The sequence below is a fragment of the Pontibacter chitinilyticus genome (assembly GCF_039748935.1).
Lineage (GTDB): Bacteria > Bacteroidota > Bacteroidia > Cytophagales > Hymenobacteraceae > Pontibacter > Pontibacter chitinilyticus.
Genome location: NZ_JBDIZJ010000008.1, coordinates 146,462 through 162,790 on the forward strand (window position 1 = coordinate 146,462; position 16,329 = coordinate 162,790).

Here is a 16,329-nt window from a genome sequence, read left to right on the forward strand (position 1 = left end):
CTGATCCAAGGATCAGCCTTTGTTATTTATACTTGTGTACCTTCTCCGCGCCTCAGAAAGAACAGGTAAAATAGTTGATCTTGTAGCGAGCAAAGTATAAGTTGTTTGTACTGTTTAGCAGAAACTGACGGGTTTAACAGTTAATGCCTGCAAGACACGCGCTGTTTAGCGCTTAAAGCTGACTCTGAAAGTTGAGCCGGTGCCGATGTTACTCTCGACTTCTATCGAACCTCCCGCATTCTCGATAATTCGCTTCACAATGTATAGCCCCACACCTGTACCTTCCACATGGTCGTGCAGGCGCTTAAACATGGTAAATATTTTGTTCTTTTCTGCTGGATTAAGGCCCAAACCATTGTCCTGTACAGTAAAAATCACCTGATCCGGTGTTTGTTCAGCTGTGATCCTGATGCAAAGCTCCCGATCCGGTGACCTGTATTTCAGCGCATTGCTGATCAGGTTGTAAACGATGCTTCTGACGTTTTTCGCTGAGAACTGTATCACAACATCCGCCGGAACTTCAGTTTCTATCCATGCACCGGCAATTTGAAGGTCGAAGTCGAGTAACACTTCTGCCACTACATCGGCTAAATGAATGAAACTGATATCATCCTCCCCCTGCCGTTGTATTTTCGCTACTTCTGCCAGGTCCGAAACAGCTTGTTTAAACCTGTCAACCGAAGCCTGAATCAATGTCAGAATCTTTTTCACTGACCCGGTTTGCAGTACATCTTTCGGTAGGTCCTCTACCAACGCCCGCATCAATCCCTCTATGTTCGAAACAGGTGCTTTCAAGTCATGAGAAGCCGAGTAGACAAAATTATCCAGGTCAGAATTGGTCGCTAACAATTCATCGTTCAGCGCCTCTACCGATTGCCTGAATTTTACCTGCTGGCTAATATCAATTGCCACAGCAATTACGCCATTAATACAGCCTTGCGCATCGCGCAATGGGTGATAGATAAAGTTAAGGAACACCGTTTCCAGTTCGCCATTGCGCTCCAGCATCAAAGGCAACTCGTTGGCAATAAAGGGCTGTCCGGTATTTACTACGTTATCCAGTAGCTGTATAATTCCCTGATCTACTACCTCCGGAAGTGCTTCTACCACTGGCTTTCCTAAAACATCTTCAGGTTTTCTGCCCCATATTTCGCAAACGCCTGGGTTAGCCAGATCAATGATGTGTTTAGGCCCTCTGATAATCGTAATACCTACGGGTGCCTGCTGAAAAATTTCTTTCAGGTACTCCTGCTGTCTGGCCAGTTCTTCCCTTGCCTGCACACTGGTAATGGTTATAGCAATCTGGCCTTCCAGCAACGCATGGAAACCTTTGTAATCCTCATTATATTCCAACTGTGGGCTGATGCCAGCAATAAGAAAGCCTATCACCTGGTTTTGCCCCGGCCGCATCACAGGCAAGATCACCGCCTGCTTTACCTGGTTCGGAAGATCTTCATCTGTAACGCTGACTATGTTTAAGTGAGAGCAGTTAAGCAGCGTTGCCTGCCTGGAAGCCCGCACGCTTGCAATGGGCCAGCTGGAATCTTGCTTTACCAGGTCTATAACAGCGGGCGAAGACGAAGGGGCAATGTTACCTGCCTTGCCGATCAGCGTGGCAGCTGTGGCTGTGCCATTCAGCAGGTAGATCATACAAAAAGGAATATCTCCTTTGTTTTCAAAAAGGATATCGCATGTTTGCTGGCCTGCCTGCTCCAGCGCCTGAACAAAGGGCATTATTTCAGATACGTCTTTCAGCGACTTTAATCGCCGCGCATTAATCACTCTGCCGGTTACTTCATGGCAGGCACAAAAAATACCATTCACTTTACCCTGATCATCAAAAACAGGGCTGTACGAAAAGGTCCAGTAAGTTTCTTCCGGAAATCCTTTCCGCTCTAGCATGAGCTTCAAGGCTTCGGCATAAAAAGGATTTCCTCCCTTTAGGATATTATCGACTACAACACCCAGGTCTTTCCATATTTCAGCCCACATGACCCGGGCACTGGCACCCAGTGCTTCAGGATGCTTGTTGCCCAGTGCTGGTAAATAGGCATCGTTATGGAACATATACAGATCCTGCGACCACCAAATAAACATTGGAAAACCTGAGTTCAGCAGGAGCCGAACATTCGTTCTAAGGCTCTCAGGCCATAGGCTGGGGTTGCCTATCGGATGATTATCCCAGTCAAACGCTCTCATCAGCGTGCCCATTTCTCCTCCTCCCTGGAAAAAGCTTAATACATCTTGGCCTGGCGTTTTATCTTCTACTTGCTGCATTTATATGTTTTGGAGAGAGTGGGTATAAGAAAGCAGCCTTACTTCAGGTAATTTCATGGGAACAACCTGATGACCAAATGCAGCCTTAATTAGTAAATATACATCATCTACTGCTAAAATAACAAGAAGCCTTGTCTTGTTAACCTTGTAAAGGCTACGTAGCAGCTACCTTAGCGTTGCCACAGCGGTATTCACATAGCTATTCTGTCGCATTATAATACTTTCATCTCGATGCGGCGATTCTGCCGGCGGTTCTCCTCAGAGGTGTTAGGCAGCACTGGTTTTGTTTCGCCATATCCTTTCGAACGGATGCGGCTTTTGCTGATGCCATGGCTGGTCAGGTAATCGGCTACAGCAGCGGCCCGCTTCTCCGATAACAGCAGGTTATCCTGATCAGAACCCACATCATCGGTATGGCCTGAGATCTCCACCTTTACCTGTGCATTCAGCTTCAGGAAAGCAATCACTTTATCCAGCTCCGTTTTGGATTTCTGCTCAAGCGTATACTTGCCTGTGTCAAAAAAGAGATTGTTCAGCACAACAGCGGCACCCGCCTGCAGTGGCTCCAGGTATACGTCTAAAGCTACTGGGGTTAATGCTTTCTGCGAAGTATAATCGAAGCTCCGGCTGTTCATCAGGTAGTTAGGCGCTGTTACAAACAGCGCATACTGCTTGCCTTCTGTCAGCACCACAGTATACTCGCCTGATACTTTATCTGAGTTTACCTGCTGTACCAGTGAGTCAGCGGCTACATCATAAAGTTGTACCTGCGCGGCCACAGGCTTTTTCGTGTTGATGTCCAGCACCCGGCCCTGTGCATAGGTGCTGTTCAGGCTGCTCTTCCATACTTCCGGCACATCAAACTGGTATAGTAAAATAGCAGGACCTTTAGTGGTACTTTCCTGACGCGAATAGTAGCCTTTGCGGTTATCTGCCGTAATAAACAGGGAGCCTTCATCAGCCTGCGTGTTCAGCGGGTACCCCAGGTTTTTAGGCTCTTGCCACTGCTGGTTGTTCTCTTTAGTCGATTTAAACACATCCAGCCCTCCCAGACCCAGGTGGCCGTCACTTACAAAGTATAAGGTGGCACCACTTACATGTATAGAAGGCGCCATATCGCGGCCTTTCGAGTTAACCGGCTCCCCCAGGTTAGCAGGTTGCTGCCACGAGCCATCATCGTTCAGGTGTGTTACCCAGATATCTTCTTTGCCCACTCCGCCGCTGCGGGTAGAACTAAAGTATAAGGTGCGCCCATCAGCAGAAAGGCTTGGTTGCGAATCCCAGGCATTAGAGTTTACCACATTGCCCATGTTCTTTGGTTTGCTCCAGTCATTGCCGGTGCGAAAGGAGATATATAAGTCGCAATCGCCCTGGCTGTCGGGGCGGCTGCAGGAGGTAAAGACCAGCGTTTTCGCGTCACCTGAGATGGTGGCGGCGCCTTCGTTGGCTGGCGTATTGATGGCATCTGAGATAGAAACCGGCGCCAGCCACTCCCCTTCTTTCTGCTGGCTCACAAAAATGTTTTCGTCCTGCTCAGGGGCTGTACCGGCGCGGGCAGTATAAATAAAGAAGCGCTGGTCGGCAGTAGTATAAGGAAAGTACTGTAGCCGAAAGCTATTGATGCTGGCTGGCAGTTGCTCCGGCTTAAAGTCAACTGGCTGCTGCATCGCCTGCAGGGCAAAATTAACTGTTTCCAACTGCTGCTTTGCCCAGACCACTGCTGCTGGTTTCTTCGGATTCGCCCGCAGGAAATCCTCATAGCGCGTTTTTGCCTGCTGGTAATTGCCCTGATCGAATTGCATCTCCGCCAAGTCAAAATAATTGTTGGCCAGCGCGGGGCTAAACGGGAGCAGCTGCAGCCCTTTTTCCAGGTTCTTAAACGTTTCAGACCTGTTCCCCATTAGTTTGTATAGTCCGGCAGCCTTTAAGTATGCTTCTGCAAAGCCCGGATCTTTCTCTACTGCGCTGGCCAGGCTTTCGAGTGCTTGGTTGAAGTCTCTGGCCTTGATGTAAGCATCGGCTTTATAGTATAGCCGCTCCGCTTTCGAAGAACTGGTACTAAGCTTTCTGGTTGGTTGGGCCAAGCAGTAGGACGAACAACTGAACGTCAGGAGCAGTACAGCAAGCAGCAATTTATACATAAGGTGTTACAGCATGAACTTGTATGCCGGTAGCGGCACACTTAAGTATGGTTTTCTTTGATGTATTTACTTTCTGACCTGGCAAATTGTTGACCTTGTTTCTCCTGATGCAGAGATACCGGACATGTATAGCTTTCCGGTGCAGCCGCATCTCCAGCAGCTATACGGACCTGCGGCGGACTAAGCCTTTTTAGGTGTATACTTCCCGCTTCGCTGCCTTCAGGGTATTTTTCATCAGCATGGCGATGGTGAGCGGACCAACGCCGCCAGGCACTGGCGTAATATAGCTGCACTTTTCGGCTACGTTCTCAAAATCCACATCGCCGCGCAGCCTAAAGCCCGACTTTTTGGTAGCATCCGGCACGCGGGTGGTGCCCACATCAATCACTACAGCCCCTTCTTTTACCATGTCAGTCGTGATCAGCCCTGGTTTTCCGACAGCAGAGATGATGATATCAGCCTGGCGGGTATAAGAAGGCAGATCAACAGTGTAGCGGTGGCAGAGGGTTACAGTAGCATCGCCCGGATACGTGCACTTCGACATCAGGATGCTCATGGGCGAACCAACTATGTTGCTGCGGCCGATCACGACACAGTGCTTGCCTTTGGTTTCGATCTGGTAGCGCTCCAGCAGTTGCAGAATACCGGCAGGCGTAGCAGGCAGATAAGCAGGTAAGCCTGCCACCATACGGCCTACATTGATCGGGTGAAAACCGTCCACATCCTTTTTGGGATCTATGGCTTCCAGCACTTTCTCTGTATCGATGTGCTTCGGCAGCGGCAGCTGCACAATAAAACCGTCTACCTCGTCATCTTCATTCAGTTGCCTGATTTTATCCAGCAGCTCTTCTTCGGTGACTGTATCTTCGTAGCGGATGAGGCTGGAACCGAAGCCGATGCGCTCGCAGGTGGCAACTTTGTTGGTAACATAGGTCACAGAGCCACCGTCATTGCCAACCAATACGGCCGCCAAATGCGGTACTTTGCCCCCGTTAGCTTTAATCTCAGCTACTTCAGCTGCTATTTCTTCCTGAATGGACTCGGATGTTTTTTTACCGTCGAGCAGGGTCATTTTTTAAGTTGAGAGTTGTGAGTTAAAATATATAAGTCTAGCGCCTTAAGAACTACAGTTGTATAAAGACAAGCCCCGGCGCGAAAACACGTCGGGGCTTGTCTTTATACTTGGTTAATCCAGTTTGAGCACGGCTAAAAAGGCTTCCTGTGGAATTTCTACGTTGCCTACCTGGCGCATGCGTTTCTTACCTTTTTTCTGTTTCTCCAGCAGCTTACGCTTACGGGAAATGTCGCCGCCGTAGCATTTGGCCAGTACGTTCTTGCGCATGGCTTTCACCGTTTCGCGGGAGATGATCTTCTGCCCGATAGCCGCCTGTATGGCAATCTCGAACATTTGCCGCGGCAGCAGTTCGCGCAGTTTTTCGCAAAGGCGCTTACCCCAGTCGTAGGCCTTGTCGCGGTGCACAATGGCGGAGAGGGCATCTACCTTCTCCCCATTCAGCATAATGTCCAGCTTCACCATGTTGGAAGGGCGGAAACCGATCAGCTCGTAATCGAGGGAAGCATAACCACGCGAAATAGTTTTCAGCTTATCAAAAAAGTCGAATACGATCTCGGCCAGCGGCATCTCAAACGAGAGCTCTACGCGGTCGCTGGTCAGGTAGGTCTGGTTTTTCAGGATGCCGCGCTTGTCCATACATAAGGTGATGATCGGCCCGACAAACTCGGATTTGGAGATGATCTGCGCTTTGATGAACGGTTCCTCGATATGGTCGATGTAGTTCGGCTCCGGCATTTCAGAAGGCGCATTTACCTTCACCATCTTCTCTTTGGTAGTATAGGCATGAAACTGCACCGATGGCACGGTGGTGATCACCGTCATGTCGAACTCCCGCTCCAGGCGCTCCTGCACAATTTCCATATGCAACATGCCCAGGAATCCGCATCGGAAACCAAAGCCCAAAGCAGCAGATGTTTCTGGTTCCCACACCAGCGAAGCGTCGTTCAGCTGCAGCTTTTCCATGGAGGCACGCAGCTCTTCGTATTCGCTTGTCTCTACGGGGTAAATGCCGGCAAACACCATCGGCTTCACATCCTCAAAGCCCTGAATAGATGCTCCGGGTCGCTCCACATGCGTGATGGTATCCCCCACCTTTACCTCTTTGGCATTTTTGATGCCGGAGATAAGGTAGCCCACATTGCCTGCGCCCATTTCTTGGCGGGCCTCCTGGTTAAGCTTCAGCACACCAATTTCATCGGCCTCGTAGGTTTTGCCAGTGTTGATAAACTTCACTTTCTCCCCTTTCTTCAGCGTGCCGTTAAAAATGCGGAAGTATACTTCGATGCCCCGATAGGAGTTGAAAACGGAATCAAAGATCAAGGCCTGCAGCGGCGCAGCTGGATCACCCTTTGGGGCAGGTATCCGGTCGCAGATGGCCGCCAGTATTTCTTCTATACCAATGCCTGTCTTCCCTGAAGCATGGATGATATCTTCTTTGTCGCAGCCAATCAATTCAATGATCTGATCCGATACTTCTTCCGGCATAGCGTGCGGCAGATCGATCTTGTTGAGCACCGGAATGATCTCCAGGTCGTTGCCGATGGCTAAGTATAAGTTAGAGATAGTCTGCGCTTCAATGCCCTGGGAGGCATCTACAATCAGCAAAGCGCCTTCGCAGGCGGCAATGGAGCGCGACACCTCATAGGAAAAGTCTACGTGGCCCGGCGTATCGATCAGGTTGAGCACGTAGTTTTCACCTTTATAGGGAAAATTCATCTGGATGGCGTGGCTCTTGATGGTGATGCCGCGCTCGCGCTCCAGGTCCATGTTATCCAACAGCTGATTTTGCATCTCGCGCTCTGCTACCGTAGAGGTGTACTCCAGGAGGCGGTCAGCCAGGGTACTCTTTCCGTGGTCGATGTGGGCAATGATGCAGAAATTCCGAATATTCTTCATAAATAGTTATACGAATAACAAAGTTAAGAAATCTTCTAATCTTGTCAGAAGAATTTAAGGCCGAACACCACAAAACAGCCGTTATAAGGTATTTTCTCTTATCTGCCTTGTTCGCCTTTAGAGCAGCATTGCCAAAAAAGTACAGGTGAATTTTATTCAGAAAATAAAGGTTAACTTCCTGTTGCGGTATTTCAACGTATGAAAATGACAGAAAAAGAGTTTGACGACGTCTATAAAAACACTTTGGATACTTTGCTTGTTGCCATGGCCGAAAACGAGAAAGTGGCCCCGGAGAAGTTCTACGGCATGGCCTGTGTCCTGGAAAACCTAAGGTTCTTTAGCCCGGTGCTATACGGCGCTATCAGAAGTACAAAAAAGCGGCCGGATATTGATTCGCAGCAAGTATAGAACGCACCTTCCTGGTGTTCGCCAGCCGGCCACCCCTCATACCTAAGGGATAGCAGCTATACTTCTTTTTATTCTCATGCTATCCCTTGTTTTCGCACTATTTCCTTCAAAATACACCTCGTATAAGGCAGTTACACAAAACCTTACATGAGAAAAGAACAACAAAATGGACTGGCGCCAGACGGAAGCGGGAGTATGTCGCATGTGGTGGAACGCAATATTGAAGCCCTGCTGGAGCGCAAGCAGCAGGAAGATAAAAAGCGGAATATACAGGATAAAGCCGCTGCTACGATCACGCGCTTTGCTGGCAGCATGGCCTACGTTTACATACACCTGGCGCTCTACGGCCTCTGGGTGCTCTGGAACGTGGGCTGGCTGGGCCTAAAGCCTTTTGACGAGTCATTCGTGGTGCTGGGTATGATTGCCTCCGTAGAAGCTATATTCCTTTCCACTTTCGTGCTGATAAGCCAAAACCGCATGTCTACCCAGGCGGATAAACGTGCCGAACTGAATTTACAGGTCAGCCTCCTTTCAGAACATGAAATAACGCATTTAATCAAACTGGTACGGGCTATGGCTGAAAAGATGGATATACCAGAATCTTTTAACCCGGAGATTGATGAACTAGCCAAAAATGTAGCTCCCGAAAAGGTGCTGGACAAGGTAGAGGAAAAGGAGGAAGAAATGGAAAGAAGCCAGGATCAATAATGCGTTGTCGATTGGCTCTCACAAATAACTTAAATTGCGATTACCTACTCCTCCGAGGAGAGGAATAAACTACTCATTTGCGAAACTCCCCCACTTGGAGCGAAAGGCGCGTTTACACCTGCACAGCATTAGTTAAGCACAACTTGGGTTAAATAGCTAATGACAGTTATACACCCTGGCCTGCCGCGACAGGAGCGTCTCAAAACCATACGGATGCTTTAATTCTAAAATCTTACTTCTATCTTCGCATCAAATTTTGAAAAAATACTGTTAAGTATATATGACTTATACTACTGTAGAACCTTACAAGCCTGTAAACCATATTCGTATTGTTACAGCCGCCTCCCTGTTCGACGGGCATGATGCCGCCATTAATATCATGCGCCGCATCATCCAGGCCTCAGGCGCCGAAGTCATTCACTTGGGCCACAACCGTTCGGTGCAGGAGATTGTGGATTGTGCCATTCAGGAAGATGCCCAGGCCATTGCCATCACCTCCTACCAGGGCGGCCACATCGAATATTTTAAGTACATGTATGATTTGCTGAATGAGCGCGGCAGCGGCCATATCCGCCTGTTTGGCGGCGGCGGCGGCGTAATTCTGCCTTCCGAAATTGAGGAGTTGCAGGAGTATGGTGTTGCCCGTATTTACTCGCCGGATGATGGCCGCGCGATGGGTTTGCAGGGTATGATTAACGATATGTTGGAAAAGTGCGACTTCCCGACAGGCAAAAACCTGAACGGCGAGTACAAGCACCTTAAAGAAAAGAACCCTAAAGACATTGCCCGCTTAATTTCAGCTGCCGAGAACTTTCCGGAAGAAGCTAAGGCTATACTCCTGGAGGTAAAAGAACAGGCGAAAGAAGTAAAAACGCCGGTACTGGGCATAACAGGTACTGGTGGTGCCGGTAAATCCTCTTTAGTAGATGAGCTGGTGCGCCGTTTTCTGCAAGACTTCCCGGAGAAGAAAATCGCCATCATTTCGGTAGACCCGTCCAAACGCAAAACAGGCGGCGCTTTGCTGGGCGACAGAATCCGGATGAACTCCATCTCGAACGAACGGGTATATATGCGCTCGCTGGCCACCCGCCAGAGCAACCTGGCCTTGAGCAAGTATGTGCAGGACGCCGTGGACATCGTAAAAGCCGCTGATTTTGATCTGATTATACTCGAAACTTCCGGCATCGGCCAGTCCGACACTGAGATTATTGAGCATTCCGATACTAGCCTGTATGTGATGACGCCGGAGTATGGCGCGGCCACGCAGCTGGAAAAAATCGATATGCTGGACTTTGCCGATGTGATTGCGCTGAACAAATTCGACAAGCGTGGTGCCCTGGATGCCCTGCGCGACGTAAAAAAACAGTACAAACGCAACCACCAGCTCTGGGACGTAAAAGACGAAGATATTCCGGTGTTCGGCACCATCGCTTCGCAGTTCAACGACCCCGGCATGAACCAGCTGTACCGCGCCATCATGGCGAAAATCTCCGAGAAGACCGGTGTGGCGTTCGATTCGCACCTGAAAACCTCGAAGGAAATATCCGAGAAAATATATATCATCCCTCCTGCCCGCACACGCTACCTTTCTGAGATTGCCGAGACCATCCGCAGCTACGACAAGTGGAGCAAAGACCAGGCAGAAGTGGCGCAGAAACTGTACGGCATCCGCAAATCCATTGAGGCGGTGCAAAGTATAGCCGTGGAAGACAAAGACCGCCTGGTGAAGCAACTGGAACAGGCGTACGCCGAAATCGAACTGAACCTGGACGGCCAGAACCGCAAGATTCTCGAGAACTGGAAAGATAAAGTACAGGCTTATAAGAACGAGTTCTATGTATTTAAAGTGCGCGACAAAGAGCTGAAGATAAAGACGCATACCGAGTCGCTGTCGCATTTGCAGATACCGAAAGTAGTTACGCCGCGCTATGAAGCCTGGGGAGATATTCTGCAGTGGAACCTGCAGGAAAACGTACCGGGAGAGTTTCCTTACACGGCGGGCGTGTTCCCGTTCAAGCGCGAAGGCGAAGACCCTACCCGCATGTTTGCCGGCGAAGGTGGCCCGGAGCGCACCAACCGCCGTTTCCATTATGTGAGCCTCGGCATGCCCGCCAAGCGCCTGTCTACGGCCTTTGACTCTGTAACGCTCTACGGCGAAGACCCGGATTACAGGCCCGATATTTATGGCAAGATTGGCAATTCTGGCGTGAGTATTTGTTGCCTGGATGATGCCAAGAAACTATACTCCGGCTTTAACCTGGCCGACCCGAAAACGTCGGTGTCGATGACCATCAATGGTCCGGCCGCTATCCTGACGGGCTTTTTTATGAATGCCGCCATCGACCAGCAGTGCGAACTTTACATCAAGGAGCATGGGCTGGAGGAAGAGATCAACCAGAAAATTGACGCCATCTATAAAGAGAAAGGCGTGGCGCGTCCGCAGTACCAGGGCAAGCTGCCGGAAGGCAATGATGGCTTAGGTTTGCTGCTGCTGGGCGTGACGGGCGATATGGTGTTACCTGCTGAAGTGTATGAGCCGATCAAAACACGCACGCTGGCCGCTGTGCGTGGTACGGTGCAGGCCGATATTCTGAAAGAAGATCAGGCACAGAACACTTGTATTTTCTCCACAGAGTTCTCGCTGCGCCTGATGGGTGACGTGCAACAGTACTTTATCAACCAGAACATCCGCAACTTCTATTCGGTATCGATTTCCGGTTACCATATAGCGGAGGCGGGCGCTAATCCTATCTCGCAGCTGGCCTTTACACTGGCCAATGGCTTTACCTTCGTGGAGTACTACGTGAGCCGCGGCATGGACATCAACAAGTTTGCGCCGAACTTAAGCTTCTTCTTCTCCAACGGCATCGATGCGGAGTATGCGGTAATTGGCCGCGTAGCGCGTAAGATCTGGGCCAAAGCCATGAAGCTGAAGTATGGCGCCGATGCCCGCTCGCAGATGTTGAAGTACCACATCCAAACGTCCGGCCGTTCGCTGCACGCACAGGAGATCGACTTCAACGACATCCGTACCACACTGCAGGCGTTGTACGCGATCTACGATAACTGTAACTCGCTGCACACCAATGCTTACGACGAGGCCATCACGACGCCAACCGAAGCATCGGTACGCCGCGCCATGGCCATCCAGCTCATCATCAACCGTGAGCTCGGCCTGGCTAAAAATGAAAACCCGCTGCAGGGTTCTTTCATCATCGAAGAACTCACCGACCTGGTAGAGGAAGCGGTACTCGTGGAGTTCGACCGCATTACCGAGCGTGGGGGCGTGTTAGGTGCCATGGAAACGATGTACCAGCGGGGTAAGATCCAGGAGGAAAGCTTGTACTATGAGACGCTGAAGCACAATGGCGACTACCCGATCATAGGCGTGAACACTTTCCTGTCTTCTACCGGTTCGCCGACGGTGCTTCCGAAAGAAGTGATCCGGGCGACGGAAGAAGAGAAGCAGTACCAGATCACGATGGTGCACAACCTGCAGGAACGCAATGCCGATAAAGCAACGGAACTGCTCAAGCGCCTGCAGCAGGTTGCCATTAACAACGGAAACATCTTCGAAGAACTGATGGAGACAGTGAAGTACTGCTCGCTCGGCCAAATCACGAATGCCTTGTTTGAAGTAGGCGGCCAGTACCGCCGCAACATGTAAGCACAAGTATTATACCTTAGCAAAAAGGTCAGGCCAGGTGCCTGACCTTTTTTTGTTTTGGAGCACTGTTACGAAGCGGCACGATGCCGGTAGCGGTCACTGCAATTTCATTATTTAGGTTAGTGGTCGGTGCTGTTGCCGAATTAACCCTTGGCACTGGGTGCCGTAAAACGGATATATCTAAATCCTAACACCATGAAACTTACAACAGCCTTACTCAGCACCGCCATACTGGTGATAGCAGCTGCGGCCTACATTGCTATAAACGTATCCTACAAAGAAGAAGATGCGGCCTTCGACCTGCACGAAGAGGACGAAAGTGTGTACCTGTAAGCTGCCAGTCTGCAAATGAAAACTGCCCCATCCGCTATTGCAGATGGGGCAGCTTAGCTCGTCCTAAGTATAGATCATACTTTAATTCAGGGCATAATTCTGCCGTAGCTCCCCTACAGTTGCCTGGCGGGTAAAATAGATATCTTTAAAGCTCAGGGTCTTGCCCTGCTCTACCCTCCTGAAAACCTTATCCGGCGTGATGGCTTCCAAGCTGCTGAAACCACAGGCCTCCATCACTTCTATGGTAGATTTGATAGTATTAACCTGGAAGTTTGCCACCCGCACCTGCTTGTCGGCTACATCCAGCCCGCTGTAAAGGCTTTTTTCCTGCGTGGCGATTCCTACCGGGCAGCGGCCGGAATCGCACTGCAACGCCTGAATGCACCCAAGCGCAAACATCATTCCCCGTGCACTGTAACACGTATCCGCTCCCAGTGCCAGCGCTTTGATAATATCAACCCCGGTGATGATCTTCCCCGCCGCCATGATCTTAATTTCCTGACGCAAGCCATACTTCTTCAAGGTGTTGTGCACAAAAGCGAGCGCATCGTAGAGCGGCATCCCCAGGCTATCGGTAAACTCCAGTGGCGCGGCACCGGTGCCGCCTTCTGCCCCATCGATGCTGATAAAATCAGGGAACAATTGGTTGTGCATCATCTCCTGGCACAGGCGCTCAAACTCCTGTTTGTTGCCAATACAAAGCTTAATACCGACCGGCTTTCCCCCGGAGAGCAGGCGCAGCTTTTCGATAAAGAGCAGCATCGTAAACTGGTCGTGGAAGGCGGCATGGGCCGGTGGAGACATCACCGTTGTATGTGGCTCTACTTTACGGATAGTTGCTATCTCTGGGGTGTTTTTTGCAGCCGGCAGTATACCGCCATGGCCTGGCTTGGCACCCTGCGACAACTTTATCTCTACCATTTTGATGTGTGGGTGCGCCGCCTGTTGGCTGAAAAGCTCATCCGAAAAGTTGCCATTCGCATCGCGACAGCCAAAGTAGCCTGTGCCGATCTGCCAGATCAGGTCACCCCCTCCTGCAATATGGAACGGGCTTACGCCCCCTTCGCCGGTGTTGTGGGCAAAGCCACCAAGTTTAGCACCCCCGCTGAGTGCGCTTACGGCTGTTTTGCTAAGGGAGCCGTAGCTCATTGCCGAAATGTTATAGATGCTGGCGCTGTAAGGTTTGCTGCAACGGCTGCTACCAATGGTAGTACGCAGGTCCTGGTTTTTAATGTGCACCGGAAACATGGTATGCGCGATCCACTCAAAGCCTACTTCCAGGCTGTTGCTTTGCATGCCAAAGGGCACCGTTTGTCGCACATTTTTAGCCCGCTGGTATACAATGGAGCGCTGGCGGCGGCTGAAAGGCGTACCATCTAAATCAGATTCGAAGAAATACTGGCGCAACTCCGGCCGTATGCTCTCAAAAAAGTAGCGCAGGTAGCCCAGTAGCGGATAATTGCGCAGTACCGTGTGCCTGCCTTGCCGCACGTTGCGGAAGTATACCAGGTGCAGCGGCACAATAGCTAACAGCAGCCAGAAAAATGTGGGATTGAAAACCGCAAAGAACAGTGTAAGCAGGTAAGCTGCAATGAAAGCAAAAGAAAGCGTTTGCCTCACGCTAATTTTAGTGGCCATACAAGAAAAATTTTGAAATAGGAATGGAATTGCTTTTTTCGGCCCTGACAGCTTGCACCGGCAGATAGCAGAACGATAAACTTATATAAATTTTGAGGGAGACGATTTGTAAGACTGTAAAGCCGGATACCTGCTAAAACGGCTTCCACGGCAAAGAGAAATTTTGCTAAGGAAAAAGACCTTTAAATGTTCAAATCTGGAGGACATACCTTGTTTTTAGGGCCGCAAAGGTAACAGAATTTAAAGAATATAATCTTACCAGTCGCACAGATTTATACCTTATTGCCTTGTGTCGTCCCCAGTTCTACATGTATGTGTTAGTAATAGAAGTATATAAATCCAAAATAGTAACATTTGCATAACAAGCTATACATAACTTTATAGCTATGTACGCGTTAAATGCAGTAGTTCCCTCCTTTAACCCCCAACTATATGAAAAGATTAACGACGCTCTCATCGCTGCTGCTGCTAGGCACCACGGTTGGCCTGCTGGTAAAAAACTGGCTGGCCCCAGGCAATTTGCAGATAGACCTCCGGGAGGAGGAATATCATCTATACTTATAAGGCGCTCCGGATATAACAAAAACGGTCTTCTCCAGAACTGGAGAGGACCGTTTTTGTTGAAGGTATCTATTTCGCTAATGAACGTCTACTGGTACATTTGCATTTTTGCTGAATTTTTGCAGGTATACGATCGGGATTGCACATAGCATGATGATACCGGATACCCAGTAAATATCTGTATAAGTGAGCAGCAGCGTCTGTCGGATAACCGTACCTTCCATTGCTTTGTAGGCAGCTACTTTTGCGTCCATGAACGTATAGCCTTTGCTTACAAAGTTCTGTACCATTCCCTGGAAGCGCTCTACAAAGGCAGGATTATACTCGTTTATATTGGTGAGCAGGTTACTGCGGTGAAATCCCTGCCGCACGTGAATCAGCGTGGTAAGGGCCGCAATACCGAACGAACCACCCAACTGGCGCATCATGTTATTAAGACCTGTTCCCTGGCCCAGTTCAGGGCCGCGCAGGTCCTGTATGGCAAGCGTGGTAAGTGGCACAAACAGCAGCGACATCCCTATACCCCTGATTACCAGTGGCCAGAAGAAATCCTCGGTGCCCGATGAAAGCGTTGATTTACTCAGCATCCAGGAGAAAACGAAGAACAGGAGCATACCGGCCGTAGCCATAAACTGCGCTGGCACGCCCCGCTTCAGCATGATACCCACAAAGGGCATCATGGCGATCGTAAACAAACCACCCGGTAGTAGTATGAGTCCGGTTTGTTCGCCCGTAAAACCAAGCAATTGCTGGCAAAATATGGGGAACACGAACACGGAGCCATACAGGCCAAAGCCCAGCACAAAGGATGTGAGCATCCCCAGCGAGAAGCTCCGGTGCCGCATGATCTTGAAATTAACAATTGGATGCTCTGTCGACGTTTCGCGCCACAGGAACAGCAGCGTACCAATAACCGCTGCTACCGCAAGCACCGTAATATAAGTAGTTGAAAACCAGTCTTCCGATTCGCCTTTTTCCAGTAGTGTCTGTAAGCTCCCTACGGCTATGGCCAACAAGGCAATGCCCCACCAGTCGATCGGCTTTCCTCTGCCAGTCTTGGGCGTTTCGTTGATAAAGGTATAGGTGGCAAATGCAGCCACAGCCCCAACCGGAATATTTACATAAAAAATCCAAGGCCAGGAGTAATTATCCGTGATATAGCCGCCTATTGTTGGCCCAACTGTAGGTCCGAATACGGCTCCAAGGCCAAACAACGCAGTGGCGATACCCACCTCTTCCGGTGGCCATGTTTCCAGCAGGATTGCCTGTGCCGTAGAAATCAAGCCGCCGCCTGCTACACCTTGTATAATACGGAACAGGATCAGTTCATCCAAGCCTGTCGCGTTGCCGCACAGGAAAGAGGCTACCGTGAAAAGAATAATAGAACCCAGAAAATAATTCTTCCGGCCGAAAAAGCTACCAAGCCAGCCCGACATGGGCAGGATAATTACGTTTGCTACCGCGTAGCCCGTTGTGAGCCAAGCCACATCTTCGAGCGTGGCGCCCAGGTTTCCCTGTATCTGAGGGATGGATACGTTCACGATTGTGGTATCAATCAGCTCCAGTAGTGAGGCCGAGATCACCGTGATCGTGATAACCCATTTTTTTATACCTGTTTCTGCCAT

Annotated in this window: 11 protein-coding genes; 5 read left to right on the forward strand and 6 right to left on the reverse strand. The window is 49.9% G+C overall.

Annotated elements, in window-relative coordinates; all coding sequences use genetic code 11:
* Positions 1-165 precede the first annotated feature (165 nt).
* The 4 genes from ABDW72_RS13480 to lepA form a co-directional block, all read right to left on the reverse strand.
* Positions 166-2,277, reverse strand: coding sequence for a PAS domain-containing sensor histidine kinase (locus ABDW72_RS13480; RefSeq protein WP_347159096.1), 2,112 nt, complete (start codon positions 2,275-2,277; stop codon positions 166-168).
* A gap of 212 nt (positions 2,278-2,489) precedes the next feature.
* On the reverse strand, positions 2,490-4,418 hold the full coding sequence (locus ABDW72_RS13485; protein WP_347159097.1) for an OmpA family protein: 1,929 nt from the start codon (positions 4,416-4,418) through the stop codon (positions 2,490-2,492).
* 190 nt (positions 4,419-4,608) lie between these two features.
* Entirely contained in the window at positions 4,609-5,490 is an 882-nt protein-coding gene (locus tag ABDW72_RS13490) for a bifunctional 5,10-methylenetetrahydrofolate dehydrogenase/5,10-methenyltetrahydrofolate cyclohydrolase (protein WP_347159098.1), read from the reverse strand.
* Positions 5,491-5,604: 114 nt separating this feature from the next.
* Complete coding sequence (gene lepA, locus ABDW72_RS13495; protein ID WP_347159099.1) at positions 5,605-7,389, reverse strand: translation elongation factor 4; 1,785 nt, start codon at positions 7,387-7,389, stop codon at positions 5,605-5,607.
* 198 nt (positions 7,390-7,587) lie between these two features.
* On the opposite strand from lepA, the gene ABDW72_RS13500 reads away from it, so the two are divergent.
* From ABDW72_RS13500 to ABDW72_RS13515, 4 genes are all read left to right on the forward strand, one after another.
* A complete protein-coding gene (locus tag ABDW72_RS13500) occupies positions 7,588-7,797 on the forward strand; it encodes a hypothetical protein (RefSeq protein WP_347159100.1) in 210 nt (69 codons plus the stop codon).
* 147 nt (positions 7,798-7,944) lie between these two features.
* Positions 7,945-8,505 carry a DUF1003 domain-containing protein gene (locus tag ABDW72_RS13505; RefSeq protein ID WP_347159101.1) on the forward strand — a complete coding sequence of 187 codons (561 nt, stop codon included), beginning with the start codon at positions 7,945-7,947 and terminating at the stop codon, positions 8,503-8,505.
* Positions 8,506-8,785: 280 nt separating this feature from the next.
* Complete coding sequence (locus tag ABDW72_RS13510) at positions 8,786-12,172, forward strand: methylmalonyl-CoA mutase family protein (protein WP_347159102.1); 3,387 nt, start codon at positions 8,786-8,788, stop codon at positions 12,170-12,172.
* Between the two features lie 195 nt (positions 12,173-12,367).
* A complete protein-coding gene (locus ABDW72_RS13515; protein WP_347159103.1) occupies positions 12,368-12,505 on the forward strand; it encodes a hypothetical protein in 138 nt (45 codons plus the stop codon).
* A gap of 81 nt (positions 12,506-12,586) precedes the next feature.
* Here ABDW72_RS13515 and ABDW72_RS13520 read toward each other — a convergent pair whose 3' ends face one another.
* Positions 12,587-14,143: an FMN-binding glutamate synthase family protein gene (locus ABDW72_RS13520; RefSeq protein WP_347159104.1), complete on the reverse strand. Its 1,557-nt coding sequence runs from the start codon at positions 14,141-14,143 to the stop codon at positions 12,587-12,589.
* Positions 14,144-14,575: 432 nt separating this feature from the next.
* On the opposite strand from ABDW72_RS13520, the gene ABDW72_RS13525 reads away from it, so the two are divergent.
* Positions 14,576-14,707: a hypothetical protein gene (locus tag ABDW72_RS13525; protein WP_347159105.1), complete on the forward strand. Its 132-nt coding sequence runs from the start codon at positions 14,576-14,578 to the stop codon at positions 14,705-14,707.
* Between the two features lie 74 nt (positions 14,708-14,781).
* Here ABDW72_RS13525 and ABDW72_RS13530 read toward each other — a convergent pair whose 3' ends face one another.
* The gene (locus tag ABDW72_RS13530) at positions 14,782-16,329 is read right to left on the reverse strand and encodes a DHA2 family efflux MFS transporter permease subunit (RefSeq protein WP_347159106.1); all 1,548 of its coding nucleotides are present in this window, start codon (positions 16,327-16,329) and stop codon (positions 14,782-14,784) included.